Genomic DNA, 25,397 nt, shown 5'->3' on the forward strand with positions numbered 1-25,397 from the left:
CGTGGTCGGCGGCCCTGGCTCAGGGGTCAGTCGCGCTGGGCGTGCACGGTACTGAGTCCGGCCGGTCGGGGTGGTGAGACGGGCTGCCATTTCCTGCTGGCCGGCGGGTGCCTGTTGGCGTTTCGCAGGGAAGCCCGCCTGGTGGGCTTCGCTGGTGGACGAAAAAGTCAACGAACCCACGACCCCGTCGCACAGGTTAAAGATCAAGATAGACGGGTCGGGCGGTGACGCGTCAACGCCTGCGCTTCCTGGCCGGTCGAGACTTGGCCCTGCGTACCGGAGCCGCAGGTTCACAGGCCCCTGCCGATTGCCCCCCGCGTGGAGGCGGAGGCAGCGGCTCGCTGTGCCGCCTGGGCCTGTGGGGTCTGTCCGGCAGCGGTGTGCACTTCCGCCAACATGCACCATGTGACTGCCTCAAGTTCCGTGTCGCCAATGTCCTTGCAGGCGGCCAGCGCTTCCCGGTACGCGGTCACGGCCTCACCGGTCTGCCCGGTCATGGCCAGGGCCGTGGCGAGGAGAGTGTACGCCCCTGCTGCTTCACGGCGGTTGCCCAGTTCCCGATACGCCTCGCAGGCCTGCAGGGCGATTGCCACACACTTGTCAAGTCGTGCGGTGAGCAGTAGCGCGCTGCCGAGGTTGAAGCACGCTTGGGCTTCCTTTGCACGGTCTCCGAGCTGCCGGTGGAGGTCACGGGCGCGTTCATATGCCAGGATCGCCGTGTCGAGCCTGTCCGCGTCCTGGAGGGCCTGTCCCAGGACGAAACATGTGTCGGCCTCCTTACAGCGGTCGCCCAGCTCGGCGAAAGTGTCGTGGGCGCGTTCGCACATGCTGACGGCTTCAGCGGGTCGGCCCGCCTGCTGGAAGCCCTGGGCCAGGTTGCCCAGCGCGGCGGCTTCACCATGCCGGTCCCCCAGATCGCAGAACATCACCCGGGCGCGCTCGGCGGCGGCTATGCCGTCGTCGTGACGGTCGGCGAGCAGCAGGAACCCCCCGAGGTTCAGCCATGCACCAGCCTCCCGCCAGTGGTCGCCGAGCTCGTGGTAGATGTCGCGGGCTTGCTCGCAGGCAGCGATGGACTCGCTGTCCCAGCCAGCCCCGCGTAAGGTTGCGGCGAGGTTGTGCAGTGCCATGGCCTCGCCGTGGCGGTTCCGCAGTTCCCGGTGTATCTCCAGAGCCCGGCGGTGAGCTGCGATCGCCTTCTCGAACCGCCCCGCCTCACCGAGGGCGTTGCCGAGGCCGTCCCAGATGGAGCTTTCGTGATGGCGGTCACCGAAGGCCTGCGAGGTGTCGAGGGCGCAGGTGTAGGCCTCGACCGCCTCGTCGAAGCGCTGCACCTTCACGAGGACGCTGCCGAGGTTCATGTACGCCGTGGCTTCCTGCCGGTGGTCACCCACCTGGTGATAGAGGCGCTGGGCCAGCGCATGGGCGGCGATCGCGGCCTCGAAGGAGAGTGCCTCCTGCAATGCACCGCCGAGGTTGTTGCACGCCACCGCCTCTCCATGGAGGTCGCCGAGTTCCCGGTAGGTATCGAGAGCCTTGCGGTTCGCATCGATCGCCTCCGGGAACCGCCGCACGTGTCTCAGGGCCTCGCCGAGGTTGGTCCACATCGGCGCTTCACGTTCGCGGTCGCCCAGTGCGGCGAAGGCATCGCGGGCACGCTCGGAGGCACGGACCGCCTCCTCGAACCGCCGTGCCTCTTTGAGAGCCAGACCCAGGTCGTTCCAGGCGTTGGCCGCGCCGCGGCGATCGCCTAGCGCCTCCGCCGTGTCGCGGGCGATGGTGGCGAGGGCGATGCCGTCCTCGTGATACCGCCGTCGGCGCAGAAACGCCGCCAGGACCAGCGGCAGGTCGATAGCGCCCCGGGGCAGACCCGTCTGCTCTGCGACGTGCACCGCGGCCACCAGGTTGACACGTTCGGCGTCCAACCAGGCCAACGCCGCTGCCTCAAACGGGCGGCAACGAGCCGGCCGGGCAGGGCGTCCAGATGGGAGTCGGCCGCCGCAGCCGTCACCGTGTAGTGGTCCAGCAGGCGGGCGACCGCCGTGTCGCGGCCGTTGCAGTCGGCTTGGGCGCGGCCGTGCTCGTCGGCAAACAGGCGAACGCGGTCGTGCATCGACCACCGGTCCGGGCCGCCGGAGGCCTGGAGCAGATGCGCCCGGGCCAGGTCGGCCAGCAGCCGGCGCGCGGCGGGTCGGTCGACCAGGATGGCTGCGGCGGCCGTCGAGACATCCGTACCCGGGGCGGCGGCAAGCAGGCGGAAGGCGCGGGCCTGCTCATCCGTCAGGTGGCGGTAGGAGAGTTCGAACGTCGCCCGGACCGCCAGCGGGCGGCCTTGGTCGTCGACGTCGTCGTGGTGCAGGGCGTCCAGGCGCGTACGAGTATCCGCCAGGTCGGCGATCTGGTCGGCCAGCGTCCGCTGTGGCTCGACGCGCAGGAGGGCGGCGATGATCTGCAGCGCCAGCGGGAGGTGTCCGCACAGTTCGGCCAGGTGCCTCGCTGCGGCCAGCTCACCGGTGACCCGGTCGTCCTCGGTGCCGCCCGCCTGCAGGGCCTTGTCGAGGAGGTCCAGGGCGTCGTCCAGGCAGAGAGGGGCCAGGTCGATCGGGTGGGCAGGCAGCGAGGACAAGGTATGGCGGGAGGTGACCAGTGCCCGGTGCGGGGGGCCGGGCAGCAACGGGGCGACCTGGCCGACGGTCCGGGCGGTGTCCAGTACCATCAACAGCGGTTGCTCCCGTGCGGCCAGTACCGCCAGGTGAATGCGCCAGGCGTCCAGCTTTTCCCCCAGTGTGGGCGGCAGGTCCCTCGCCTTCACTCCGAGGGCGCGCAGGAACTGGTCGGCGACCGCTCCGGTGTCCAGCGGCGCCTGGAGGCTGTGGCCGCGCAGGTCCACGAAGAGGACGCCACCGGGGAACCAGCCCCGGGACTGCGCATGGTGACCGGCGGTCAGGGCCAGCGCGGTCTTGCCGACCCCGCCCATGCCCGCGACGGCTGAGACGACCACGGCCGACTCCGTCCGCTGGTGCGCCGGGTCGAGCCAGTCGAGGACCTCGTGCAGCGGCCCGCTCCGTCCGGTGAAACCGGCCGGGGGCGGCGGCAGCGTCACCGGCCCGGCCGATGGTGCGACGGGCCGGGCGGTACGTGGCCGCCCGCCATGGGGCCTCTCCTCCCGGGCAGCGCGCAGCCGCTGCTCCCACGCCCCCTCCGGTTGGGTGGCGTACGTGCTGCCCCGTTTCTTCGCCTCCGTCTGCAGGAACCGCACCATCTGCAGGAAGAACAGAGTGTGCTCGCCGGAAGGCACGGAGGGGCCCTTCAGCCACCCGTGGATCGCGGAAAGGGTGACCTTGTGGCTCTGTTCCTTGGCGAGCGCCGTCAGTCTGGCCAATTTGGGGCTGCCCGCCTCCTTGTAGAGCGTCTCGAGCTCCGCCCGCAGACGGTCGGTCGCCGTCCCCATCCCCGCCCCCTCGCCCTCTCCCGGCCCCCATGCCCCTTTTGTAGAGCACAAGCCGCCGGAAAAGTCCCTTCACCCGATCCGGCCAGGCTAGTGAAGTGCGCGGAGCCTGGGAGGCCTTCGCCGGAAACCCTTCGGAAGAGGCGTGATGGCGATATGCCCGGCCACACCTCAGGAGCCGGAGCGCACGCGAGGAGCGCAGCATGCGACAGGTCCCGTTCATGTCCGGCAGGCCCGGCGGCAACCGACGCCGCTACCTGCTCGTCCTCACCATGCAGCTGGCCGCAGGCGCCGCGTCCGGTGGCGCAGCGACCCTCATCACCTGGTTCCTCGGGCACTGAGCCTGGCGGCAGGTCCCCGCTCCGACGGCGGCCGTCGGAGCGGGGCTGCCTGCTCTACGAGCTGAGACCCGGGCCGAGCAGCGCTCGCACGCCGTCGCCCTCACCGTGCCCGCCTGCGCCTACCTCACGGCCCCGGCAGCATCGCCGATCGCCACCGGAGCGCGATGCGTGCCCTGTTGGCCCTGCTGTACACCAGCCCTCGGGCCAGGGCTTCTGGCCTGGGCAGAAGTTGGACGGGCGCCGGCCGACAGCGGCTACCGCGCCCTGCCCGACCCGCGCCGCCTGCTGGGGCCAGCCGACGCCAGCAGGTCATGCCCGAACCGAAGCCCAGCTCCTGGGGCAGGTATACCCACTGGATGCCGGTGTGCGGCACGAACAGGATCCCGCGCAACGCCTGCCGGTCCGGCACCCGCGGCCTTCCCTCGACCAGCTTCGGCCCGGCTCGGGCAGCAACAGCTTGATCAGGGACCACAGTTCATCCGACCCGAGCCACGGCCGCGACTGACGCTTCCCCACGACCAGACCAACGAGCGGATAGACAACAGTCACATGATCAGCCACTTCTGTTAGGACCTCTACAACGGGTCGCGCAGGCCCATGGCGCCCTCGGTGGGGGTGACGACGGCCGGAGTGCGATCGAGTGGACCGAGGCGACGTGGAACCCGACCACGGGATGCGAGCAGCAGATCGTTCATCCTGCTGCCCGGCTCCGTGCCCGTCCCCGAGCCGACTGACGTCGCCTCCGCTGCCCCATGCCGCGCCGAGTTCACGTCCAGCTGGAGCGCGTAGTTGTAGTACCGACTCCCAGTGGAAGCTGGTGCCCGGCCTGGCCGACAGCTCCGGGGTCTCCTTCCAGTCGGTGAGCTTCCCGGTCGGAGCAGGTACCGGGGACGCCGCCGTGGCCCTGCGCTCGCGCAGTGGGGCCGAGGTCGTCGCGGTCATTGCTTCTCCGGGCCGTTCATGCGGTGGATCGCAGTGCCGCTGTCGGCATTGAGGCCACAACCTCGGATTGCCGCTCGACGCGCTCGGCTCGGGCCCGTCGTAGTGCGGCGGCCTCGGTAGCCGTGGCCTGCCGACGGCGCTGGGCGCGGGCCGCCTCGATCCCAGAGGGCGCATCCTCTGGCACAGTCTTTGGAGCGGGGAACGCCCGGCGACTGTGCTCGCGCATCGCTCGGTTCTGCTGGTCAAGCGCCTGCGCGATGGCCGGGTCCACTTGACGCGGCGCAGCCGCTTCCCGGTGGGCGGCGAGCGCGCGACGGTAGCCGGCTGACGCGGTCTCCCTGGTGTTCACCGGGCTCGTCGGCGCGGCTGGGGCAGCGGGGGCGACGTCAGCCGGCTCGGGGACGGACACGGAGCCGGGCGGCAGGATGCGCAGGGAGCTTACGACCGTGCGGCCCGCCGTCTTGTTGGCGGCCGCGATGACGCGGGCCTGCTCCAGGCGCGTCTTCGTCGCCCAGGCCGTGGATTCCGGGCGCACGGTGAGGCGGCCGGATTCGGCGTCGTACCCGACGGCTGCGACGCGCCCAGCGAACTCTGGGGCGATGGCTGCCCACCGCTCGCGCAGCGTGGCGCCGGCGGCCGGGATCTGCCAGGTCCGCTCGGTGACCAGCGCACCGAGCACGTCGCCTAGGCCCATCGGGTCGCGCCCGTCCCGCCGGACCGGTGTCCCGGCATGGGGCTTCGGCTTTGCCGCGCGGCCGCCGTTCTTGCGAGCCTCTTCCTTCGCGGCGCGGAGTGCGACGCGCGCCAAGTCGACGCCGCTGGGCTGCGTGTTGTGGGGCATCAGGCCACCTCCTCGGCGAGCTCCTGGACCAGGTGGCGGGCACACACGCTGCGGGTCGGCAGAGCCTCACGGCCGCACGGGACATCGCCGTCGCGGCCCGAGCAGACCGGCCTCACGGCCGCAGCCGCGGATGAGAGCGCGGGCGCGTCGGCAGCGGCTTCCTCGCGGCACAGCTTGCACAGCCCGTCCTGGAGCGCGGGGCCGATCAGCATAATCCGCGCGCCGCAGTCGCCGCAGGAACCGCGCGGCGGACCCTCCAGCACGCGCGGGACCGGGACGGGAGCGGGTTGGCGGATCGCGTCGTCCAGCTCGCACGCCGCGCAGCGCCCCGAAGCGCCGGGGCGAGTGCCGTGCTCGGGGCACAGGCCCTCGGCGACGCGATGGGCGCGCTTCCGGGCGGCGGCCTTGTCCTGGACGATCTCCGTGCAGATCTCGCAGGCCGCACCGGTCCGCCAGATCACGCCGGACTCGCAGTCTTGGCAGCCGCAGCCCCAGCGGGGCAGGGCCACCCCGAGCAGCCAGCGGCCCGGGTCGCGGATGTCGGAGAGCATCACCTTGGCCAGCCGGGTGGTCAGCCGGTGCTGCAGCCGCTCCGGAGCAGTGCCTTCGCGCAGCTGGCGGCCCACCTCTCGGGCGATCTTCCGCACCACGAAGTCGCTGTTCACCCGCTCCAGCAGCACCCGCACCGGCTCCAGCACGGTGTAGATCTGCGCGCTCATCGCCAGCTGCGGGCCATCGTACGAAGGCCGGGAGACGGCTCCGTTCCGGCTACTGCTGTTCTTCGGCTTCGCGGGGGAGGGCTGGTTCTGTCCATCCGCGCGAAGCGCGAGACCACCGTCACCACCCAGCAGCGCAGCTTCGCCGTCGGCCGGGTTTTCCACGGGCGAAGCACCCTTACCTACCGGTACCTCGCCTACGGCGGGTGAGAGGAGTGCACGTGCGTCATCTGGTGAGTCAGTCGTAGGTGATTCCCTATTCGCGAGGGATCCCTCACCAACCGGGGGACCCGATCCCTCACCAACTTGGGAACTGGATGTCCCCTCAGGACCGGCAGTCACAGCGGTCTCCGTCGCCCCGCCGGTCATGGGACCGGCACCCGCCGGACGGGCCGCCGGGGCAATGTCGTGCGCCACGTACCGGTGGCGCCCCCGCTCCCCCGCACGGCGCTGCACCGTCACCCAGCGCGCCGCCTCCACCTCGTCCACGACCATCGACGCTGCCGTCACCGACAACGCCTGCCCGGCCCGCTTACCCGAGTGATGGCGCAGCCCGGTCGCCAGCTCCGCTTCCGTCAGCGCGATCCCCCGCACCTGCGCATACGCGATCAGCGCGTACGCCCGCAGCTGCCGGGGCGTGAGGTCCTCTGCGGCCGCCACCGGCACCCACACGAACGCCTCCGTAGGCGACATCGTCCGCACTCTCCGGACCGCGGACTGCCCCTGGCCGCCCGGCAGCGTCCGACGATCCGAGTGCAGCTCTACCACGCCATCCGATCCTGGACGGCGAAGCTGCGTCATCCCGCGCTCCACCGACGCCGGCGACAGCCCCAGGTACGAAGCGATCGTCTCCGTCTTCGCCTGGCACCCCTCCGGGCGCGAAGCCAGCGCCTTCACCTTCACATAGACCGACAACGCCACGTCCTGGTAATGCGGCGACCAGACAAGACGCATAGGCACCCGAACCCGCTGCCGCCGAACCAGCCCACCACCCACAGGCGCGGCCATCGCCTCCGTGACGGCGCTCATCGGGCCGCCCGGAGAGAAGTCAGAACAAGATCGAGCCGGTGACCATGGATCAGATCACCTGCGGACAGATTCCGGCGACCGCCGATGTGGCTGTGGACAACCAAGGGCTGGACCCATGCGAGGGGGCGTCCCGCCCCGTGAAATGCGCAGCGGTCCTGCTGCACGGCAAGACTTACCGGACGAATCGGGCTGTGAAATCGGTCAAGGTGGGATTTCACAGGGACGCATATGGGGATGAAACGGGCGTATCCTGGCTGGCGCAAGCCCAAAAGGTCGTGCAGAATGACGACGTCCCTCTCTGCGAGAGTGGATATGACGAAGAGCCCTTGTGGCGCTTCGGGTTCTGGCAGAACCGAGTTCGAACCGCTCGCAGCCGGGTGGCACCGGGGCGGGCAGCTCCTCCAAGAGGCGGCAACCTCACGGAGAGCAGATGGGCTCACGTCCTGGTGACGGCAATCACCAGTGACCGAGGCCCGGGGCGGCCAGAAGTCCTGCTGAGCAGGCGCCGCCCCCGGGAGACCTACGTCATGACCGCCCCCTCAGCGATAGGGGTGCGGGACGTCTGAGACAGCACGAGCACCCCGCCGAAGGGCCAGCCCGCGCTCATGCACTGCTGGCACCACGGCGGGGTGCTGTGTGCTCGGGGCAGGGTGCGGGTACCCTGAACCACGTCGATCACCTTCCCGGTACTTAACGGTGGTCGGCAGGCCTCAGGAACCCGGCCAAAGGGTCCCTCGGCCATTGCCCCCTCGACTTGCCTAAGGTCGTGGGGGCCATTCTCTTTATTGATCAATGTGGAGGACACGATACTCTCCCCTCGTGATCGACGAGACCGCCAGGGCTACGTGTCACAAAGGGCTCTGACATGATGTCAATTCATCCCGTGCTTCGAGTGCATGAGAAGCCGAACACGCAGGTGAACCGGCAAGTCTCGTAATTCGATCAGATCCTGGCCTCAGATAAAAGGCGTCCTGCCTAGGAGGTCCTGCGAATCCCAATGGGCGGTACATGACTTGCGCGAGTAGTCCGTCATGCGGGAGGCGAACGAATCGACCCCAGGAGGGCAGCGGTCACGGCAACACCGCTCGGTCGCCCGTCAAGCCGACGCAGCCGCCTCCGTGTTCGTGACCCGACTCGCACCGGATGACGTTGCGCTAGCACCGTGTGTGCCCAGATGAACTTCAAGTTGTGAGAGGGGACTGCCTGATGCAGATGTCACGTGTCCTCCGTCAAGTCGGGTAGGTGGCACGCTCTGGCGATTACGGAGCGAGTGGGCCAGTCTCCCCGGAAGTTGCCACCGCTGGTACAAGTCGCCCGGTAAATCCGGCGTTCCGTAGACGTTCGTAGGCAGCCACTACAGCCTCGGGAACGGGCAGCGCGACCATGAACCCCTGCTGGGGGTAGATCAGGAGACGCTGGAGCGAGCCGGCCAGCATTTCGATGACGAGACGCGGGTTGCCGATCGAGTTGATGTACTCCTCGAAGGACATGGGCGTGGATGTACTGATGATCTCGACTTCCGGCCACAGCTTGCGAGCCGTCGCATAGGCGCGGCGTTCTTCGTACGGCTTGCTGACGAGGAGTACAGAGGAGACGTCGATTCCGGCTGCTGCCAGCAACTGCTTCGAGTAGGTGATGTTCTGTCCGGTGTTTCGGGCGTGAGGCTCGACAAGGATCGCGGAGTCCGGGACGCCAAGCTCCAGAGCCCGTTCGCGGTAGTGCTCGGCTTCGCCGTGAGGCATCACCGTCTGAGTGGTGCTACTGGTGGCACCAGTGAAGAGGACCATGGGTACCAAACCCCGGTGGTACAGAGCGGACGTCGTGTCTGCAACCCCAAGGTCATGGCTCCCAAGCCCTACGGCAACGGAGCAAGGTCGCAACTCGTGGTGCATCAGCTGGAAATCCCAGAGCAGACGGGCGTCCGTCCAGGATTGGGCGTCGATCACTGCTGTCCCCTCCTGTCATTGGCCGAATCTGGGACTTTGAAGGTGTACTCCCAGGCGAACCGCGAGGCGGCATGAACGCCGATCGCGAATTCCACCAGCGTGTCGTCTGCTGTGTAGGTGCGGCGGTGCAGTTCGACGACCCACTCACCGGACGGAAGCTGGAGCAATGTGCTCTCGCTTGCCGTGGCCGGTCGTGCGAACAGGTGCTCACTCATGTGGTCGATCTCGTAACCAGCGTCGTAGAGAACGCGGAACCCTCCGCCACGGCCAGCAGGGCCTGGAGTGGGGTCGACGAGCCGGGTTCCCTCGACGATCGCTGGCAGGTAGTAGCTGGTGAGCGTGTGAGTCGGCTGGTCGCCTTCTTTGACGAGGCGCGCTCGCGCGTACACCTCTGTATCGCTAGGCAGGCCATATGCGGCGGCGACGGTCGGCGGAGCAATGACTCGGCTGACAGTCTGGGTCTGCTCATTCCGGCGGTAGGTACGCCCCGAGGCCACACGGTCGGCGATGAAGGCCACCTCGTCACCATCGCGCCACTTGGCCTTGTCGTAGCGCTCGATTCCGAGACGTTTAAGAGGGGCGGGGGGGCGTACGACCGTGCCGTGCCCTCGCGAGGAGGTGACAAGGCCCTCGGCTTCGAGCGCCTTGTAGGCAGCGTGGACTGTCGACTTCGAGCCTTCCCCTGCCTCTACCAGCTCACGGATGTGGGGCAGCTGCTGACCGGGGGCGTACTCCCCGCTTCTGATCTTCGCGGCGATCTGGTCCGCGAGTTCCCGCCACTTCGGCGCCATGCTCACCCCTTTCGGTTGGCACAAGTGAAACATAGTCCTGGGACTGTTGACAGTCCCAGGACTGTGAGAGCACAGTCTTCATAGCACTCCGCAGTCCCAGGACAGCGTAGTGTGCGGCTGCCGCATAAGTGCAGGAACTGCCCTCGGGCGGTGCCGGATGAGGGAGCCGGACCCACGGTCCCTCCCAATCAACTTCATACGTCGGGCTGACCGCCGCTTCCAAGCGCGGCCGGGGTGACGAGCACGACGAGGTCCCTCGGAGCACAGCCAGGTGAGCCACCCGCAGCTATTGCGCTGCCCGCCGGCCAGGAAACCGGGCCCCGCCCGGCTCCTGGCTGAAGGAGAACGCAATCGCTACCCAGGGAGACACTCGATGCGCCACAACGGCCGCGCCCCCATCAAGGCCAGCAGCCTTCGCCCCGAGAACCTCAACCTCCGCGAGGGCGAGACCCGCATGGTCGTCTGCCCCGACTGCAACACCTGGCGCCGGCTGACCCGGTCGATGATCCACCCGCACCGTGACGGCGTTGAACAGCCGAAGCCCGAGGGCAGCTGCTACCGCGACGCCTCCGTTAAGGCCAAGCCGTCCAACGGCCGCCGCTGCCCCGGTAGCGCGCAGCGCATCGAAATCGACATCACCACCGAGCAGTGGACCGAGCGGCTGCTCGCCGCTGAGAGCACGGCATCCAGCCGGCGCACTACCAACCCGGTGCGCAAGTTCCGCCCCCAGGCTCCGCCTGCCACTGTCCAGATGAACTCCGCTGCTCGGGGCCCACGCGAGCAGCTTGCCGAGCACCTCCAGGACGACTGCTCGCAGTGCCGCCTCGGGCACTGCGCCACGGTGATCGAGCTGCGCAGGCTGATCAGCCGCATCGCGCAGACCAAGGTCCCCGCTCTGTACGGGCAGCTGCGCACGGCTCTGCAGCAGCACCGTGCCACCTGCTCGACGTGCAAGGCGGGCACGCCATGCGAGGTTGGCCGCCGACTCGCCGCTCGGATGTCCGGGCTCGCACAGGACCAGATGCGCAGCACCCGTTCCGACCTGTACCGCACCACCCGCCAGGTCCCGACAGTCCGCCTCACCCGCAATGGCTTCGTCGTCCGGACCGCGACCGTCGCTTCGGGCGGCCGCGACGCCGAACGGGGATGAGGCCCCGCACGAACTTCATCGCGACGAACGACCGAGGTGGCCCCCACCCGACACGCCGGTGGGGGCCGCCTTGGCTGCTCGTACAGCCGCCAACGGCCCCGCAGGGGCCGGGATGCGACGAACCCCAGTGATTGCGCCCCTGGGGTTCTCAGTCGCAGGCCACCCTTCGCAGAGAGGATCAACCTGCATGCCCAGCATGATGACACTGCCCGCCGCTATGAGCGACAAGCCCTTGCTGCCATTGCGGCCCACCCCGCATGAGCGCGACGGCCGGCAGCCCTCAGACCCTGGCGGCCGCCCCCACTCCGGCCAGCACGTTCCGGCCGACTCGACGACCCTTGACGCGCTGCTCCGAGTCATCGACGAGCAGATTGGCCCGCAGCAGCCGGGCGCCATCTACCAGAACTCCGACGGCGCCTTCGAGGTGATCGCGCTCATCCGCGACCCCAAGAAGGCCCGCGAGTTGCTGAAGCGCCGCTGTGCCCAGTGGATGCTGATCGTGAAGGATGTTTTGCGTCCGGGCGCGGAGCCGTTCGTGATCGGCTCTGTGTGGACGGTGTCCGACTACCTGGTCCGTGAGGGCAAGGCCGCCGCAACCAGCGCTGTTGGGGGGATGCACTGATGGACTGGCGCCACCAGGCCTCGTGCCGCGAAGAGGACCCCGAGCTGTTCTTCCCGATCGGCGACACGGGACCGGTCCTGCTGCAGGTCCAGGAAGCCAAGGCCGTGTGCCGCCGCTGCCCGGTCATCGGGCAGTGCCTGCAGTGGGCCCTGGAGTTCGGCCAGGAGTTCGGCGTCTGGGGCGGCCTGAGTGAGGCGGAGCGGCGGGCGATGAAGCGCCGTGCCGCGCGCAATCGCGTCCGGAACGGGGGGTGACGGACATGTCGGAGGCCGATAAGAAGCGCCTGGAGGACGCGGTCCGCCGGGTCAACCAGCAGTCCAGGAACGATCAGCGTGCCCGGGGCGGTCGTGGCTGACAGTTTGTACGACCGCTACATGGCCGCCGACCGGGCGCACCGTGAGCACGAGCGGCAGTGCACGAGCTGTTCGCCGGGGACGCGGTGCGAGACCGGGCGGCGCCTGTACGAATCGCTCGCGCGGCTCCAGGACGCGTACCTCAACCGGCTCCGCAAAGATCGCGGTCAGCTCACCGTCACCCAGCTCGTCGACCGCTACCCCATCCAGCACCAGGGCGTCCGCCAGCTGCTGATCGACTACCTGACCCGGCGCCGGGCCGGGACCGACTACACCACCCTCACGGCCCTGACCCGCCAGCTCGCGAACACGTTCTGGGCCAAGATCGAGAAGATCAACCCGGGACAGCAGGACCTGGCGCTGAGCCCCGAGGTCTATGACCAGTGGCGCGAGGCCATCAAGCGGTGGGACCGCGACGAGCGGCGGACCCGCGCGGACGATTCCGGCATCCTCCTGGCCGTCCGCTCCCTCTATCTCGACCTGCACAGCTGGGCCATCGACGAGCCTGAACGGTGGGCTCAGTGGGTCGTGCCCTGTCCGATCCGGCCGAAGGAGCTCAAGGTGTTCGCCAAGCGCAAGCGGGAGATCCACCAGAGGATGTCCGACCGCATCCGGGTCCGTCAGCCGCTGCTGCCCACCCTGGTCGCGCACGTCGAAGGCCGCTACGAGCACCTGACCGGCTTGCTCAAGAAGGCGCGAGCGGTTGAGCTCGGAACGGTCTTCGACCACGACGGGCACTCCTACCGGCGCACGGACAGCGGTCGCGATCGCAGCTGGGCCAAGAGCCAGGACGAACCACCCGTCCGTGTCACCGACGAGGACGGCCAGGTCCTCAACGTCACGCTCACCGAGGACACCGCGTTCTGGGAATGGGCCAGCCTGGAGATCCTGCGGCACAGCGGCATCCGCGTCGAAGAGCTCTGCGAACTCACCCAGCATCCGCCAGTATCGGCGCCCGAACGGCGAGGTCATCGCCCTGCTCGTCATCGCCCCGTCCAAGAGCGAGCGCGAGCGCGTCATCCCGATGTCCGCGGACCTGTTCCACGCGGTCGCCCAGATCATCCGCCGCCTGACCCCCGACGGCCGGCCGGTCTGCCTGCTCAACCGCTACGACCAGCACGAGAAGACTTGGTCAGAGCCCATGCCGTTCCTCATGCAACGGCAGAACGGCACACAGCGATCAGTGATCTCCCCAACCACGTTCATCCACATATTCGCCCGCAGCTGCGAGGAACTCGCCGAGACCCACCGAGCCTTCGCCGACATGACCTTCACGCCGCACGACTTCCGGCGGCTCTTCGCCACCGAGATCATCAACGGCGGCCTGCCCATCCACATCGGCGCCGCCCTGCTCGGCCACCTGAACCTCCAGACCCTGCAGGGCTACGTCGCGGTCTTTGCCGAGGACATCGTCACCAACTACCAGCGGTTCCTGAACCACCGCCGATCGCTCCGACCCGAGATCGAATACCCCGAGGTCACGCCCGAGGAGTGGGCCGACTTCGAGGAGCACTTCGACAAGCGCAAGGTCGAACTCGGTAACTGCGCCCGCCCCTACGGCACCCCCTGCAACCACGAACACGCCTGCATCCGCTGCCCGATGCTCCAGGTCAACCCGAAGATGCTGCCTCGCCTCGCGGAGATCGAGAAGGACCTCCTCCTGCGCCGCAAGCGAGCCCAGGAAGAACACTGGCTCGGCGAGGTCGAAGGCATCGACTCGACCCTGACCTTCCTCCGCGCCAAACAGGCCGAAGCCGCCCGCCTCACCAAGAGACCCACCACCAACCTCGGCATCCCACGTCCTCGCCCCTAGGAGACCCAGTGATCCCCAACGAACCCCGATCGAGCGAAGTGCAGAGAACCGTCGGGCGGTGAAATCGAGGGCATCGGCCTCACCCTCACTTTCCTCCGGGCCAAGAGAGATGCGTCCGAGCGTCTCGTCCGCCGGCCCATCGTCCACCTCGGCATTCCAACCCAACGAACCACCAAGCCATCGAAGGGAGAATCTGGATGACCGATCCCGACATACCCACTGACCGCATCCCCTCGGCGCCCGTCACTTCTACGTGCATCCTGCCCAGGTTCAGCGCGTGGGAGATCGCCTCCATCGGCTACCGGCCGGTCAGGCGCCGATGCCACCAACCTGCGCCGAGCCTCAAGGGCGACAGTGGATCCGGCAGCGTCCGCCGCTCGAACTCCTCGTCAAGCTTCACGACGATCCGTCTCAGCTCACGGCGAGCGCGCTGAGGCAGGGCAGCCAGCATCGCTTCCACGTTGTCGCGACCGGCCAAAGGATCGTGGCACGGGCAGTCCGCGAGTGGCACATACAGCCAGCGCCCCGGACTTCGAAGGAACTGTTCAAACTGGTCGAGGGACTCGCGCAGGCAACCTGGATAGAACCTGTCGGCTTCCAAGCGCCGGACAGCAGCTTGAGCACTACGCCCAAGTCCCGAGATCTGACTGAACTGTCGGGAATCACCCCGACTCAACCGCTTCTGGGCGCGCAACGCGCCGGGCGACCTACGCGGCATCGCCCTTTCGGATCAGAGTCACGCCGTCATCATGCCACGCGCGCAGACTCCGCCCGCCCCCGTTTCCCAAGCAGGCTAGCCAAGCGCCCACACACCCGATCGAGTGAAGTGCAGAGAAGGAGTCTGCTGTGCAACGGCGTGCTGGTCTTCGAGGACGCCGGCGAGCTGCTGCCCGACGGGCGGATCGTCGCCCCGCACCGGCCCGCCCCCTCCGCTGGCGAGAACGACCTGTTCGTTCAGCTGCAGGAGCACTACGAGGCCACGCAACGCGGTCTTGCCACCGCCTGACCCGGGCTGACGGTTGCCTGATCCGCCCGCACCGACGCGCCGAATCCGGCGTGCCGGTTCGAGCGGTGACGCGGAGTCGGACAGTCCCACTTCGATCCACCTGGCGGGAGCGGCGGGCAGTTTCGCGCCCACCCCTCAGCATTCCCCCGGACCGGCCGCCCGCCTCACGGGCAGCCGGCCTTTCGGAACGGCCAACTCCGGGAAGGCACCGCCCACTCGGGGCCCATTTCGGCTCCGCCGACCGCCATTTCGGGAGCAGCCGCCCGCGTTTCGGGAGCGGCCCCCACCGTTTCGCGCACACCTTGAACCGCTCCTGCCGGAGGCCCCGATGACGATCACAGAGACGCCGCAGAACGCGGCACCCGACACCCCTGTTTCGCGCCCACCGAACCCCGTTTCGAACGCACCCGAGAAGGCTTCGGGAGCGGCCGGAGGCGTTTCGGGGACGCAGAAGCGGAAGACGATCAAGCCCAAGCGCGACCGCCAGATGACCGCCCTGTCGTTCACCGCCGCGATCGGCGGGACGCTGGTCGGCATCATCGGATTCGCCATGTCCTACAGCACCCTGGCAAAGGTGGCCCTGAGCTGGGGATTCAGCGAGCGGCTGGCGCCGTGGTTCCCGGTCGGCGTGGACGCGAGCATCATCGCGTTCCTTGCGCTGGACCTGTACCTGATCCGCAAGGACACCCCGTGGCCGCTGCTCCGGCTTGCCGCGCATGCGATGACCGGCGCCACGATTTGGTTCAACGCCTCCTCGCAGGGCCACATCGCCGCCGACCCGGTCAAGGCTGCCAGCCACGGCGTCATGCCGCTGCTCTTCGTGATCGGCGTGGAGGCCGCGCGGCGGCTGTTCATCAAAAAGGCGCAGCTGGAAGCCGGTACACATACGGACCGGATCCCGCTGCACCGCTGGATTCTCTCCCCCGTCGCCACGGGGCGGATCTACCGCCGGATGCGGCTGTGGGGGGTCAACTCCTACCCGGAGATGATCCGCCGCGACCAGGAGCTCATCGCCTACAAGCAGTGGCTCAAGCGCAAGCACAACGGCGACCTCTCCCAGGCCACCGAAGACGAGCGGCTGCCGATGACGATGGCCCCCTACGGATACACCGTCTCGGAGGCTCTAGCGCTGCCTGAGCAGCAGGAATGCGAGGCGGAGAAGCGGACGGAGGAAGCCGAGCGCCGACGCCTGGACACGGAGACGCGCCGAGAGATCGCGCAGAAGAAGGCCGAAGCCGACCGGCTGGAGGCCGACGGCGACCTGGAGGCCGTCCGCGCCCGGGTGGAAGGCCAAAAGGCAGAAGCCCGCGCCCGCGCCAAGGCCCAGGCCAGCGCTGCTGAACGGGCTGCTGAGCTGGAGGAAAAGGCGCTGGAGACGGCACTCATGGCCGAAGCCCGCGCCCGCCAGGCCGAAGCGGAGCGCAAGGAGTCCGAAGAGCGCGAGGCGAAGGCCGCCGCGGACGTCCGGGCAGCCGAGCTGGAGCGCCAAGCGGCGCAGAAGCGGAAGGAAGCGGCGGAGGTCGAGCGGGTCGCCGCGGCGGAGGACCGGGCGATCGAGACGGCCGAGATCGCGGAGGCCCGGAAGCGCGCTGCCGAAGCCGATCGGGTCGCCGCCGAAACGGAGGAGGCTGCTGCCGAAGCCCGCCGCCGTGCTGCCGAAGCTGACCGGCTCGCGGCGGAGGAAGCCGAGCGGAAGGCGGTCGCCGACGCCAACACGCAGGAGGCCCGCAGGCGGGAGGCCGAAATCGAGTTCGCCGCTGCTGAAAGGCGGCTGGCCGCTGCCGAAATCGAGCGGCGCGCGGTCGAAATGGAGGACGTCGCGAAGCTGAGCCCGCGCGAGCGGGCGGTCCGCAAGGTCGCCCGGATGGTCCTCGCGACCGCCGCCGGCATCGCCCACCAGCTGCCGCTCGCCGACATCCAGCGCGAGCTGGAGGTCTCTCCGGGCACCGCCTCCGAGTACCGGCAGGAGGCCGCCGAGCTGATCGCAGGCGGCTACCGCCCCGAGCAGTGACCTGCACCAGCGGACTGATTCGACGGTTCCGCCGGTCCCCGAGCTGCTGATGACAACTCGGGGACACGGCGAAGGCGCCGAAGACGCCACCCGCACCTTTCCACCGATCCGGATCGCACCACCACCCCTCTTGAGGAGAAACCCCTGATGAGCAAGGACATCGCCACCCGCGTCACCACGGGCGTGCAGGCCCTGGCCCTGCCCGGGCAGCGCGAGGGCTGGCAGGCCCAGCACCGCGGCAGCCTGCTGAACGACGCCCAGGCCTACGACGCCATCGCCGACGCCCTCCAGGCTGACCTCAAGACCCGCCGCGTGGCCGGTGACCTGCCCTGGGGTCTGTCTGCGTCGATGCGGGCCCGCAAGCGGGTCAAGCCGCTGCGGGACGCCGCGAAGGCCATGCGCAAGGCCGCCAAGGCCATCAATGCCACCGTGGCGGCCTACGAGGAGACCCAGCCGGAAGTGGTCGTCCAGCGGCGCGAGGACAAGGCTCTGAAGAAGGCCCAGCGTAAGCAGCAGCTGCAGGCCGCCGCGCACAACAGCGCGCAGCAGACACTGCAGCGGCTCGCCCCGGCCGACGCCGACGACGGCCCGGCGGGCCAGCCGAAGCTGCTGGGTGACTTTTTCGGCCCGAACAGCCAGCAGCGGCGGGGCGCCTGATGGCCGCGCAGCTGTCTCCGAGGAAGGCCGCCTACTGGAACAGCAGATTTGAACAGGCCCGCGCTCAGGGCGAGCGCGGGCCTGAGGAGTTCTTCCGGGTCTGGCTCGACCTGGTGAAGGTCTCCGCGGTCCAGAAGGTCCGCCGCACCGGCGACCACAGCGTCTTCAACACGTTGTCGGCGGAGCTGGAGCGGATCTACCGGGATCACTGCCAGTAATCGTCATCGTCATTATCATCACCGCCGGAATGGGGGTTGACGGGGGTCCCAACTACGCGTACGCGTACGCGTGCGAGGCGGCCCCCTCCCGTCACCGGCAGTCACCAGGAAGGGAGGGCGCGTGTCCGACGACGACAGCCCGGACAACGTGGTCTCACTGCCCCGGATCGGCTCCCCGCCACCTCCGCCCGTCCCGCCCCGGCCGGACCTGAACGGCACCGGCGACGCCCCCGATGCGGGGCCGGGGCATGTTCGGATTTCCGCTTTCGACGCGCCCGAAGTACCCCACGCGCCGCGCACCCCTCAAATGGTGCCGGCGCCGCTGCGCAGCGAGGGCCTGCTCGACGGGCTGGCCCCCGATGCGGGACCGCCGCGCACCGGCGCCCTGTCGCTGGCGGCCATCCTCGCCATCGCCCTTGCGGCGTTCGAGGGGCTGCAGACCTGGATCCAGGAGTCCGGGCCCCGCCGCGCAGAGGCGGCCGCGCACCAGCGGGAGTTGGAACTGCTCGCGGCGAAGGCCACTGCGGACGCCACCCGGCACGCCGCGGAAGCGACCGCTGCGCGCGCCCGGGCACGCCGGGTCCCCTCGAGCCACGAATACGGCCGCAGCACCCTTGGGCGGGGCTCTGGCGGCCCCGCTCGTGGCGGTGGCGGCATCGGTCCGAACAGGTCGGGAATGGGCCGTAGTGGGCCGCTTAGCGGCTTGGCGCAGGGGCGGTCGACCGGGCCGTCCGGACGCTCCGCGTGGGGCCGAGGCGGCAGCGGCGGGACGGGCTCCGGCAGCGCCTGGAGCCGAAGCGGCGGATCCCGCGGCCGAACTGACCAAGGCTCTGCCCGAAACGGCGGGCCCTCCGCCCGAAACGGCGGGTCCTCCGCCCGAAACGGCACCGGCTGGGGCCGAAACGGCGGGCCATCAGGCAGCGGTGGCTCCGGTAGCTCTGGCGGCCGCGGAGGGTCGGGTGGCGGCTCGCAGGCCTCCCGGTCGGGCGCGCGCCGGTCGCCGCGCCAGGCCCTCGCCGACTGGTGGAACAAGGGCAAGAAGAACGCCGGCGGCACGGGCGCAACCCCGGCCCCCAAGAACTCCGGCAGCGCGGCGGATACTGGCGCGGCGGCCACGAAGGCCGCGGTCCGGCAAGCGGTCAAGAAAGCCCGCTCCGGGCCCACATTCTGGGAGGCTGCCGGGGAGCGGCTGCAGGACCGGTGGAAGGCCCGCCGGTCCGCTACCGGCACCCCGGGCGCAGCCAAGGGCGGTGGTGGCCTGCGGTCGGCTTCCAGTGGTGGCACCAGGGGCGCGCAGCCCGTCACCAACGGCAACGGATGGACGGCGCCCGGCGACAGGGTCGGCTTCTGGGACGCCGTATACGAGACCGCGCACGACCGCTGGAAAAAACGCCGCGACCACTGGAAGGCCAACGGCGGCCCCCGCCACCGCCCCACCACCGGCAAAGGCTCTTCCGGCAAAGGATCCGCCTCCAACCGCGGCACAGGGCGCGGCGCCGGTACGGGCGCCGGTGGATCAGGGCCCGGCTACGGGCCGAGGACATCTCCCTTCGACACCGACCCATCCGGCCCCACCGTCACGATCACCGTGGAGCAGGTCGACCCGCCCGGCACACACGCCAAGCGCTGGGAGCCGACCGCGATCGACACCGGACAGCGGCAGCTGCCCCGCCAGGGGCCGCCTGCACTGCCACGCGCCCCGCAGCGCCCGGCCGGGCAGCGGCCCGGCACCACTCGCAGAAAGGACCCCATCCCCATGCCCGCTGCTCCCGCAAGGACCGCAGCCGTCTCCGCACCCGTCGCAGCGTCAGTGCCGGCGCCGGGCGGCATGGCCGTACAGCACGCCACCGAAATCCGGCTCGATGACGCACTGAAGGCCCTGACACTCCTGACCACGGCCGGTATGGAGACACACGACGAGTGCGCGGAACTCGCCCGGCAGGCCCGTCGGCTGATGAGCGAGCTGGAGACGATGGCGCACGACCTGGCGGCGAACCACAACGTCAGCGGGCCACGCACCCTGCGGGCCGTGGCGGTGCTGATGGAGACCGTCGGCCAGCTGGTGGTGCAGGCCGAACGCATGGCCAAGGCCTCCCTGGACGCCGCCGAGACTGCCGAAGCCGAAGAGACCTCGATGGCGCGCGACTACCGGCCCACCCAGGCCGCCACCATCGACGCCGGTCTCGCCACGCCCAGCGCCCGCATCCACAACGAGAACTGACCAGCAATAAGGAGGCGCCCCGTGGGGCAGATCGCACCCGCCGTCGGCGCGGACGGAGCCGCCAACGGCTACACCGCCCTCGTCGCCAAGTTCACCGCTCTCCAGCACGCCGCAGCCCAGCTGCTTGAAGAAGCCGAGCACGTGGCGCAACGCATGCGCGACAACGCGAACGCGGCCGTCACCGTCGCCGAGCTGTGCGCGGCCGCAGAAGTCGACCCCCATCATGTCGCCGCCGTCGCCGACGTCGGCGAGGCCTTCGGCCGGGTGGTCGGCGGCTGCAAGCAGCTGCAGTCCGCAGCCGAGTCGATGCACCAGGCCGCAGGCCACCTCAAGGACGAGCACCAAGCGGAGTACGGCGGCATCCACGCCGCCGCCACCTCCTCCAAGGCCCGCCAAGCCAAGCCCGGCTTCTACAGGCCGCTCTGAACACGTCGCACAACGCACCACCTCGTGGGGCCGCGCCCGATCCCGGGCGCGGCCCCACCGCATTCCACCCCACCATCCCTACCCCGTCGTGATCAGGAAGGACCGAAGTCGTCGTGATGCGCAGGATGCCCGCACGGGCGAAAGCGGAACTGGCCGCCTACGGGGCATCCGCCGCCGCCCTCACCGTCGTGCCCTCCATGGACCTGCTGCCCGCCCACGCCACCGTCGCCGCCGTGAGCGGCGGCTGCGTGTGGTGGCTGTACCGCAAGGTCAAAACCCGCGACTTCCGCAAGGCGATCAAGACCGCGCAGAAAGTCCTGGGCCCGGTCACGGGCGGCGCCGTCTACGCCGTCTCCGCCTACACGCCGGGCCGCCCGTGGTGGGAGCCGGTGCTCGCGCTCGGCTGGGGCGCCGGCATGGCCGCCGCGCTGCCCGTCACCCGCGCCCACTGGAGCCCGGCCAGCGCAACGACGGCGGCCGCGGCCTACCCTCCCGGATTCACCGGCCTGGTGATGCGGCTGTGGGCCGAAGCCGAGGTCGCCCCCGGCACCTGGCTGGAGAACATCGAGCAGCTCATCTCCCCCGCCCACCCCGACTTCGCCGCCGACATCGTCGCCCCGGCCGGCAAGCCCGTCCCGCGCATCGACCTCGTCGACGCCGCCGCGGCGTTCGGGGTGCCCACCGCGTGCGTGGACGTACAGGAAAAGCCGAACACCGGCCCGGGCAGGGTGCAGCTGACGGTGACGCCGACCCGGGTGCGCAGCGGCGGCCTGGAAAGCGTCTGGGCAGAACGCGTCGCCCAAGCGGGCGGCGCGTTCCCCGGCAGCAGCATCGTGCGCGTCGAACGGCACGAAGCCCACGGGCAGATCCCGGCACGCGGCATGATCCTCGCCGAGGTTCCGCCCGGGCAGGTCGCCCGCGTCAACCACGCCCAGCTGTGCACCGCGTTCGGCGTCAAAGCCTCCGAACTGCGGCTGGTCGCCGAATCCGACGGCGGCTCACAGGTCCTGGTCACCCTCTACGAGAACTCCCCGCTGACCGGCATGCGCCCGGCCACCCGCGAGCTCCTCACCCCCGACACGGACGGCTACTGGGTGCTAGGCACCGCACACGACGGCACCGACGTCGAAGCCCGCCTCTTCGACGAAAAGGGCGCCGTGCACGGCTACGTCGTCGGCGTCACCGGCTCCGGCAAGACCGTGGTGATCGTGCTGGGGCTGGCCGCCCAGGCCAACGCCGGCGCCGTCTCCTGGCTCGCCTCCCTGGACCCGGACGCCCAGCTGGCCGCCGCCGGGCAGTACATCGACCGACAGGGCGCCGGCCGCGCCTACGCCGCGCGCGCCACCCGGGCCGCAGTCGCGCTGATGACGATCCGCGGCGAGATCAACAAGGAAGTCGGGCACGACTTCTCCCCCGCCTCCCCCTACCCGCTGCTCGTGCTGAACCTGGACGAGTTCAACGGGCTGTGCGACGACTCCCCCGCCGGGCAGGAAATCGCCCAGAACGCCGTCTACATCGCCGAACGCGGCCGCAAGTACGGCGTCGGCATCCTGTTCGCCGGTCAGATGCTCGACCTGGCCCGCATCGGCGGCGACCGGTCCCTGCGCGAGCAGACCCGCTCCGGCACCGGCGTGGTACTGCGCACGGTCTCCGGCATCTCCGACCGGCAGGCCACCGAAGGCATGCTCCCCGAAGGCGTCACGCTGCCCACGATCCCCACCGTGGTCGGCGGTGGCCTGTCACTGGAAGACCGCATGAACGGCGTCACCGTCGCCGCCCGCGGCCAGTCCACGGCCGGCATGGGCCACGTCCTGACCGGCGGCTCCGCACCGCGCATGATGCGCGCCCTGTACGTGCATCTGCCCAAGGACGGCAGCGGCCACAACCTCCAGGAGATCTTCCCGGAAGGCGGCACGATCAACACGCTCACCCACCGCGAGATCGAAGCCCTGGCCACGATGGGCGACCTGTACAGCGACTGGGACTCCCCCGTCGACGACTACGCCACCGACGGCCAAGGCAGCCGGGGCAACGACGGCATGCCGACGATCCCCACCTTCCTCGCCCCTGCCCCCGCGCCTGCGGCCAAGCCGAAGAAGACCACGGTGAAGGACCAAATCCTGGCCGTGGTCGACCGGGAGATGACGGCCAAAGAGATCCGCGAGCAGGTCGACGCGGCCGCCGGCACCGTCCGCAACGCCCTCAGCGACCTGGTCGCCGAAGGCAAGCTCACCCAGGTCGACCACGGCCTGTACGCGCCCGCCGGCCGGGACACTCAGGTGGCAGTCGAGCAGGATGTCCAGCAGCCGCGCCCGGGCAACGGTCAGCTGCCGGACGGGGTCAGCGGCGAACTCGTCGTCCAGGCCGCCGACCTCATCATCACCACCCAGTTCGGATCGCACTCGATGCTGCAGCGCAAGCTCCGCATCGGCTTCGCCCTCGCCGGTCGCGTGATGGACGCGCTGGAGCAGCTCGGCATCGTCGGCCCCGCCGACGGCAGCAAAGCCCGAGACGTACTGGTCAAGCCGGACACAGCAGACGACGTCCTGCGCGAACTACGCGCCGACTTCGCCCTGGCCGCCGACGATTGATCAACCGCCCCCCACCCCCGCGCGGGCCCCGGCTATCTGCCGAGGCCCGCACTGTCGCTGCCCAGGCTCGCCCGCCCGGGCGCTCCTCCTCACCCCTTGGAAGGACACCCCGTGATCGTCTCCGTCTCCGCTGCCCTGCTGCTGTTCATCGTGGTGGTCATGCTGCTGCGGCAGGGCTACGTGCGCATGGGATCCGCCCTCGCCTGCAGCACATTCGGCTTCTTCCTCGCCTCCACCGGCATCGCGCCCGCGATCACCGCCCTGCTGCGCACCGTCGCCCAGCTCACCTCGCTCCACTGACCAGCCGAACGGAGGCCTGCCATGCCCGCTTCCCTGCACACCGACCACGCCACACGGCAGGCCCCGCCCACGGACACCGCTCAGGCTGCCAGCCCCCGAAGCGACCTGAGCCTGGAGGCACGGCTGGCCGCCGTGGACGCGGCCATGTCCGTACGCCTGGACGAAGCCGCCGTCGCCTACGAGGTGCGCACCGCCCATATCCCTACCGGGCCGGTTGACGTCGCCGACGTCGTCACCGTCCCGCTCACCCCAACCCTGGCCCCGCTGGCACCACAGACCTACAGCACGCCGGTCGCAGCGCTCCTGGAGCGGGCCCACCGCCGGATGGAGGCTGACGGATGGTGCGCCGGCGCCCTGGTCGACGAGGACGGCGCGGTCTGCCTACTGGGAGCTATCCGGGCGGAAGCGGCAGGCGACCGCGGCCTGGAAGCCGACGCCGCCCGCGTCGTCCTGGAGGCGATCCGCCGACGCTTCGGAGACGACGTCGAGTCTGTACCGGCCTTCAACGACGCCTTCGGAAGCGGACGCGCACCGCTGCGGATGCTCGACGAGGCCGCGTCACTGGCCGACGCCAAGAGACTGTGACCGCTGTCGCCGGTGGTCAGTCGCCCAGTTCGATGACGAGGCGCCCGTAGTCGTCCACCCAGGCCGGATACACGTATCCGCCCACGATGGCCCGGTTGACGAAGACCTCGACGTCGGCGTCGGTGTCGATGACCAGCACGCCGTCCTCGTCGGTGTACGCCTGCCACGTCACACCATCGGTGTCGATCACTGCATCGAAATCCACAACCGGCGGATCGCTGCGAAACAAGCCCATCACCACTCCCCCAACTCCCGTCGGCCACCAGCGTGACGCACGCCGACCCCGCGCAACAGCCCACGAGCCGGATCACCTGCCTCGCAGCCGAACGCCACCCGCATCCGAGTGGGAGTCGGCTGTGGCGCAGGCCTTCCGGCCCCAGCACCATCCCCGATCGCATCCGAAGGAGACTCCCCCGTGGCAAAGGGCCCCGCCGTCATAGGTGTCCTGACCGAGCCACCCCAGCCCACCTGGTGGGCGGCCAACCGGCACAAGGTGCCCGTCGCCGACGTCGCGTCATACAGCCGCGGACGCGGCTGGGTTTTCGGAGTTCGGTTAGCGCGCTTGTCCCGAAGGCCTGGTCACCCGGCGGCAGTTACGAGAGAAGGGGCTGAGCCCCGGCGGACACGGCCCGGTGGCGGTGCTGCGCTGCAAGGCGTGCTCCTACCGGCCCGACCGGGCGTGCCTCCATCCCACCCGGGCCTGGCTCTACAGCGTGGAACTCGCCCGGCCGAAGCGGACACCGACGCTCGCGCAGGAATGGGCGCTGGACTGGGCGATGGCCGCGAGGTCCACCCACCCCCCGGTGCAAGCGTCGGTACTACTTCTGCCTCCCGCTGCGCATCCAGGGCTGCTGCGACCCCTGCGACAAGGGCTACGAGCCCAGCCCCAACACCTACATGACCTCCCCGGCCCCGGCCGGCCACCGGCTGGCCGCCTGGTCAACGACCCTCCCGAAGGAGAAGTCACCGCATGGCAACAGAGGTTCTTGATCGGCGGGTCGTTGCCCGGTTTCGCCGCCGACGGCTGGATGGCCAGCTTCCCAGACGGCAGCGAGCTCAACACCGCGTGGTAGGAGGAGGTCCGGACCGCCGGCCGTCTCGCGGAGCTCGCCGACCAAGCGGCCCGCGACGGCATCAGCGCACTGGCCTCGCCGCAGTGATCGCCGACAACGGCAAGGTGGCTGCTACTTCACCGCGCCAACACGAACACCGCAGACGAGGCGTGGGAGCTACCGGGCGGCGCCGTCGAAACCGGCGAAGGCCTTCACGACGCATGGGTGATGTTCACGAGTTTCGGTTCTGGTCCAACTTCTGTGGTGTGCCTACTCCCTGTGACTGTTGATCTTGCTGGTAGATCTCGCGAGATCGTCTGGAAACTGCTGGTGGCGAC

General features: G+C 69.7%; 22 protein-coding genes and 3 pseudogenes. 16 read left to right on the top strand and 9 right to left on the bottom strand.

What is annotated here, in order from left to right:
• Nucleotides 1-290 precede the first annotated feature (290 nt).
• Nucleotides 291-1,607, bottom strand: coding sequence for a tetratricopeptide repeat protein (locus tag ACZ7L1_RS35790; RefSeq protein ID WP_471443449.1), 1,317 nt, complete (start codon nucleotides 1,605-1,607; stop codon nucleotides 291-293).
• Between the two features lie 143 nt (nucleotides 1,608-1,750).
• Complete coding sequence (locus tag ACZ7L1_RS35795; protein ID WP_471443420.1) at nucleotides 1,751-3,451, bottom strand: hypothetical protein; 1,701 nt, start codon at nucleotides 3,449-3,451, stop codon at nucleotides 1,751-1,753.
• 200 nt (nucleotides 3,452-3,651) lie between these two features.
• On the opposite strand from ACZ7L1_RS35795, the gene ACZ7L1_RS35800 reads away from it, so the two are divergent.
• A complete protein-coding gene (locus ACZ7L1_RS35800) occupies nucleotides 3,652-3,789 on the top strand; it encodes a hypothetical protein (protein WP_471443421.1) in 138 nt (45 codons plus the stop codon).
• A gap of 292 nt (nucleotides 3,790-4,081) precedes the next feature.
• Here the strand turns inward: ACZ7L1_RS35800 and ACZ7L1_RS35805 are convergent.
• Nucleotides 4,082-4,305: pseudogene (locus tag ACZ7L1_RS35805) on the bottom strand (transposase); the annotation flags it as partial.
• Between the two features lie 280 nt (nucleotides 4,306-4,585).
• Between ACZ7L1_RS35805 and ACZ7L1_RS35810 the strand changes: the two are divergent.
• A pseudogene (locus ACZ7L1_RS35810) lies at nucleotides 4,586-4,660 on the top strand (AbfB domain-containing protein); the annotation flags it as partial.
• A gap of 87 nt (nucleotides 4,661-4,747) precedes the next feature.
• Here ACZ7L1_RS35810 and ACZ7L1_RS35815 read toward each other — a convergent pair.
• The 4 genes from ACZ7L1_RS35815 to ACZ7L1_RS35830 all read right to left on the bottom strand — a co-directional run bounded on the left by ACZ7L1_RS35815 (nucleotide 4,748) and on the right by ACZ7L1_RS35830 (nucleotide 10,054).
• The gene (locus ACZ7L1_RS35815) at nucleotides 4,748-5,572 is read right to left on the bottom strand and encodes a DciA family protein (RefSeq protein ID WP_471443422.1); all 825 of its coding nucleotides are present in this window, start codon (nucleotides 5,570-5,572) and stop codon (nucleotides 4,748-4,750) included.
• Nucleotides 5,572-7,317 carry a hypothetical protein gene (locus ACZ7L1_RS35820; RefSeq protein WP_471443424.1) on the bottom strand — a complete coding sequence of 582 codons (1,746 nt, stop codon included), beginning with the start codon at nucleotides 7,315-7,317 and terminating at the stop codon, nucleotides 5,572-5,574. Before ACZ7L1_RS35820 ends, ACZ7L1_RS35815 begins: the two co-directional genes overlap by 1 nt.
• Nucleotides 7,318-8,576: 1,259 nt before the next feature.
• A complete protein-coding gene (locus ACZ7L1_RS35825) occupies nucleotides 8,577-9,263 on the bottom strand; it encodes a YdcF family protein (protein WP_471443426.1) in 687 nt (228 codons plus the stop codon).
• Entirely contained in the window at nucleotides 9,260-10,054 is a 795-nt protein-coding gene (locus tag ACZ7L1_RS35830) for a GntR family transcriptional regulator (protein ID WP_471443428.1), read from the bottom strand. The genes ACZ7L1_RS35825 and ACZ7L1_RS35830 overlap by 4 nt, the downstream gene beginning before the upstream one ends.
• Nucleotides 10,055-10,427: 373 nt before the next feature.
• On the opposite strand from ACZ7L1_RS35830, the gene ACZ7L1_RS35835 reads away from it, so the two are divergent.
• From ACZ7L1_RS35835 to ACZ7L1_RS35845, 3 genes are all read left to right on the top strand, one after another.
• The gene (locus ACZ7L1_RS35835) at nucleotides 10,428-11,204 is read left to right on the top strand and encodes a hypothetical protein (protein ID WP_471443429.1); all 777 of its coding nucleotides are present in this window, start codon (nucleotides 10,428-10,430) and stop codon (nucleotides 11,202-11,204) included.
• Nucleotides 11,205-11,391: 187 nt separating this feature from the next.
• Nucleotides 11,392-11,826 (top strand): hypothetical protein, encoded by a 435-nt coding sequence (locus ACZ7L1_RS35840; protein WP_471443431.1) that lies wholly within the window; start codon nucleotides 11,392-11,394, stop codon nucleotides 11,824-11,826.
• Nucleotides 11,826-12,080, top strand: a complete 255-nt coding sequence (locus tag ACZ7L1_RS35845) for a WhiB family transcriptional regulator (RefSeq protein WP_471443433.1) — start codon at nucleotides 11,826-11,828, stop codon at nucleotides 12,078-12,080. Before ACZ7L1_RS35840 ends, ACZ7L1_RS35845 begins: the two co-directional genes overlap by 1 nt.
• A 51-nt stretch (nucleotides 12,081-12,131) precedes the next feature.
• Here ACZ7L1_RS35845 and ACZ7L1_RS35850 read toward each other — a convergent pair whose 3' ends face one another.
• Nucleotides 12,132-13,151: a hypothetical protein gene (locus ACZ7L1_RS35850; RefSeq protein ID WP_471443434.1), complete on the bottom strand. Its 1,020-nt coding sequence runs from the start codon at nucleotides 13,149-13,151 to the stop codon at nucleotides 12,132-12,134.
• A 52-nt stretch (nucleotides 13,152-13,203) separates the two neighbouring features.
• On the opposite strand from ACZ7L1_RS35850, the gene ACZ7L1_RS35855 reads away from it, so the two are divergent.
• The 10 genes and pseudogenes from ACZ7L1_RS35855 (at nucleotide 13,204) to ACZ7L1_RS35900 (ending at nucleotide 24,007) form a co-directional block, all read left to right on the top strand.
• A complete protein-coding gene (locus tag ACZ7L1_RS35855; RefSeq protein ID WP_471443436.1) occupies nucleotides 13,204-13,992 on the top strand; it encodes a tyrosine-type recombinase/integrase in 789 nt (262 codons plus the stop codon).
• Nucleotides 13,993-14,752: 760 nt separating this feature from the next.
• Nucleotides 14,753-14,998: pseudogene (locus ACZ7L1_RS35860) on the top strand (DUF5999 family protein); the annotation flags it as partial.
• A 328-nt stretch (nucleotides 14,999-15,326) separates the two neighbouring features.
• Nucleotides 15,327-17,009, top strand: coding sequence for a DUF2637 domain-containing protein (locus ACZ7L1_RS35865; protein ID WP_471443438.1), 1,683 nt, complete (start codon nucleotides 15,327-15,329; stop codon nucleotides 17,007-17,009).
• A 147-nt stretch (nucleotides 17,010-17,156) separates the two neighbouring features.
• Nucleotides 17,157-17,666 (top strand): hypothetical protein, encoded by a 510-nt coding sequence (locus ACZ7L1_RS35870; RefSeq protein WP_471443440.1) that lies wholly within the window; start codon nucleotides 17,157-17,159, stop codon nucleotides 17,664-17,666.
• Nucleotides 17,666-17,884, top strand: a complete 219-nt coding sequence (locus ACZ7L1_RS35875; protein WP_263235254.1) for a hypothetical protein — start codon at nucleotides 17,666-17,668, stop codon at nucleotides 17,882-17,884. The genes ACZ7L1_RS35870 and ACZ7L1_RS35875 overlap by 1 nt, the downstream gene beginning before the upstream one ends.
• A 121-nt stretch (nucleotides 17,885-18,005) precedes the next feature.
• On the top strand, nucleotides 18,006-20,105 hold the full coding sequence (locus tag ACZ7L1_RS35880; RefSeq protein ID WP_471443441.1) for a hypothetical protein: 2,100 nt from the start codon (nucleotides 18,006-18,008) through the stop codon (nucleotides 20,103-20,105).
• 21 nt (nucleotides 20,106-20,126) lie between these two features.
• Complete coding sequence (locus tag ACZ7L1_RS35885; protein WP_263235257.1) at nucleotides 20,127-20,531, top strand: hypothetical protein; 405 nt, start codon at nucleotides 20,127-20,129, stop codon at nucleotides 20,529-20,531.
• 116 nt (nucleotides 20,532-20,647) lie between these two features.
• Complete coding sequence (locus ACZ7L1_RS35890; RefSeq protein WP_471443451.1) at nucleotides 20,648-23,122, top strand: DNA translocase FtsK; 2,475 nt, start codon at nucleotides 20,648-20,650, stop codon at nucleotides 23,120-23,122.
• A gap of 111 nt (nucleotides 23,123-23,233) precedes the next feature.
• Complete coding sequence (locus ACZ7L1_RS35895; protein WP_471443444.1) at nucleotides 23,234-23,422, top strand: hypothetical protein; 189 nt, start codon at nucleotides 23,234-23,236, stop codon at nucleotides 23,420-23,422.
• A 21-nt stretch (nucleotides 23,423-23,443) separates the two neighbouring features.
• Entirely contained in the window at nucleotides 23,444-24,007 is a 564-nt protein-coding gene (locus tag ACZ7L1_RS35900) for a DUF6197 family protein (RefSeq protein ID WP_471443446.1), read from the top strand.
• 16 nt (nucleotides 24,008-24,023) lie between these two features.
• Here the strand turns inward: ACZ7L1_RS35900 and ACZ7L1_RS35905 are convergent, their stop codons facing one another.
• Nucleotides 24,024-24,197, bottom strand: a complete 174-nt coding sequence (locus ACZ7L1_RS35905; protein WP_471443447.1) for a hypothetical protein — start codon at nucleotides 24,195-24,197, stop codon at nucleotides 24,024-24,026.
• A gap of 418 nt (nucleotides 24,198-24,615) precedes the next feature.
• Between ACZ7L1_RS35905 and ACZ7L1_RS35910 the strand changes: the two genes are divergently transcribed.
• Nucleotides 24,616-25,080: a hypothetical protein gene (locus ACZ7L1_RS35910; protein ID WP_471443453.1), complete on the top strand. Its 465-nt coding sequence runs from the start codon at nucleotides 24,616-24,618 to the stop codon at nucleotides 25,078-25,080.
• The last annotated feature ends 317 nt before the right edge of the window (nucleotides 25,081-25,397 follow it).

The sequence above is a fragment of the Streptomyces sp. NPDC107546 genome (assembly GCF_055639175.1).

Excerpts from the sequence above, each read along its gene's own strand:
- ACZ7L1_RS35790 (WP_471443449.1), bottom strand. The coding sequence starts at position 1,607 with ATGTGGACCAACCTCGGCGAGGCCCTGAGACACGTGCGGCGGTTCCCG.
- ACZ7L1_RS35795 (WP_471443420.1), bottom strand. The coding sequence starts at position 3,451 with ATGGGGACGGCGACCGACCGTCTGCGGGCGGAGCTCGAGACGCTCTAC.
- ACZ7L1_RS35800 (WP_471443421.1), top strand. The coding sequence starts at position 3,652 with ATGCGACAGGTCCCGTTCATGTCCGGCAGGCCCGGCGGCAACCGACGC.
- ACZ7L1_RS35815 (WP_471443422.1), bottom strand. The coding sequence starts at position 5,572 with ATGCCCCACAACACGCAGCCCAGCGGCGTCGACTTGGCGCGCGTCGCA.
- ACZ7L1_RS35820 (WP_471443424.1), bottom strand. The coding sequence starts at position 7,317 with ATGAGCGCCGTCACGGAGGCGATGGCCGCGCCTGTGGGTGGTGGGCTG.
- ACZ7L1_RS35830 (WP_471443428.1), bottom strand. The coding sequence starts at position 10,054 with ATGGCGCCGAAGTGGCGGGAACTCGCGGACCAGATCGCCGCGAAGATC.
- ACZ7L1_RS35835 (WP_471443429.1), top strand. The coding sequence starts at position 10,428 with ATGCGCCACAACGGCCGCGCCCCCATCAAGGCCAGCAGCCTTCGCCCC.
- ACZ7L1_RS35840 (WP_471443431.1), top strand. The coding sequence starts at position 11,392 with ATGCCCAGCATGATGACACTGCCCGCCGCTATGAGCGACAAGCCCTTG.
- ACZ7L1_RS35845 (WP_471443433.1), top strand. The coding sequence starts at position 11,826 with ATGGACTGGCGCCACCAGGCCTCGTGCCGCGAAGAGGACCCCGAGCTG.
- ACZ7L1_RS35850 (WP_471443434.1), bottom strand. The coding sequence starts at position 13,151 with ATGACCTCGCCGTTCGGGCGCCGATACTGGCGGATGCTGGGTGAGTTC.
- ACZ7L1_RS35855 (WP_471443436.1), top strand. The coding sequence starts at position 13,204 with ATGTCCGCGGACCTGTTCCACGCGGTCGCCCAGATCATCCGCCGCCTG.
- ACZ7L1_RS35865 (WP_471443438.1), top strand. The coding sequence starts at position 15,327 with ATGACGATCACAGAGACGCCGCAGAACGCGGCACCCGACACCCCTGTT.
- ACZ7L1_RS35870 (WP_471443440.1), top strand. The coding sequence starts at position 17,157 with ATGAGCAAGGACATCGCCACCCGCGTCACCACGGGCGTGCAGGCCCTG.
- ACZ7L1_RS35875 (WP_263235254.1), top strand. The coding sequence starts at position 17,666 with ATGGCCGCGCAGCTGTCTCCGAGGAAGGCCGCCTACTGGAACAGCAGA.
- ACZ7L1_RS35890 (WP_471443451.1), top strand. The coding sequence starts at position 20,648 with ATGCGCAGGATGCCCGCACGGGCGAAAGCGGAACTGGCCGCCTACGGG.
- ACZ7L1_RS35900 (WP_471443446.1), top strand. The coding sequence starts at position 23,444 with ATGCCCGCTTCCCTGCACACCGACCACGCCACACGGCAGGCCCCGCCC.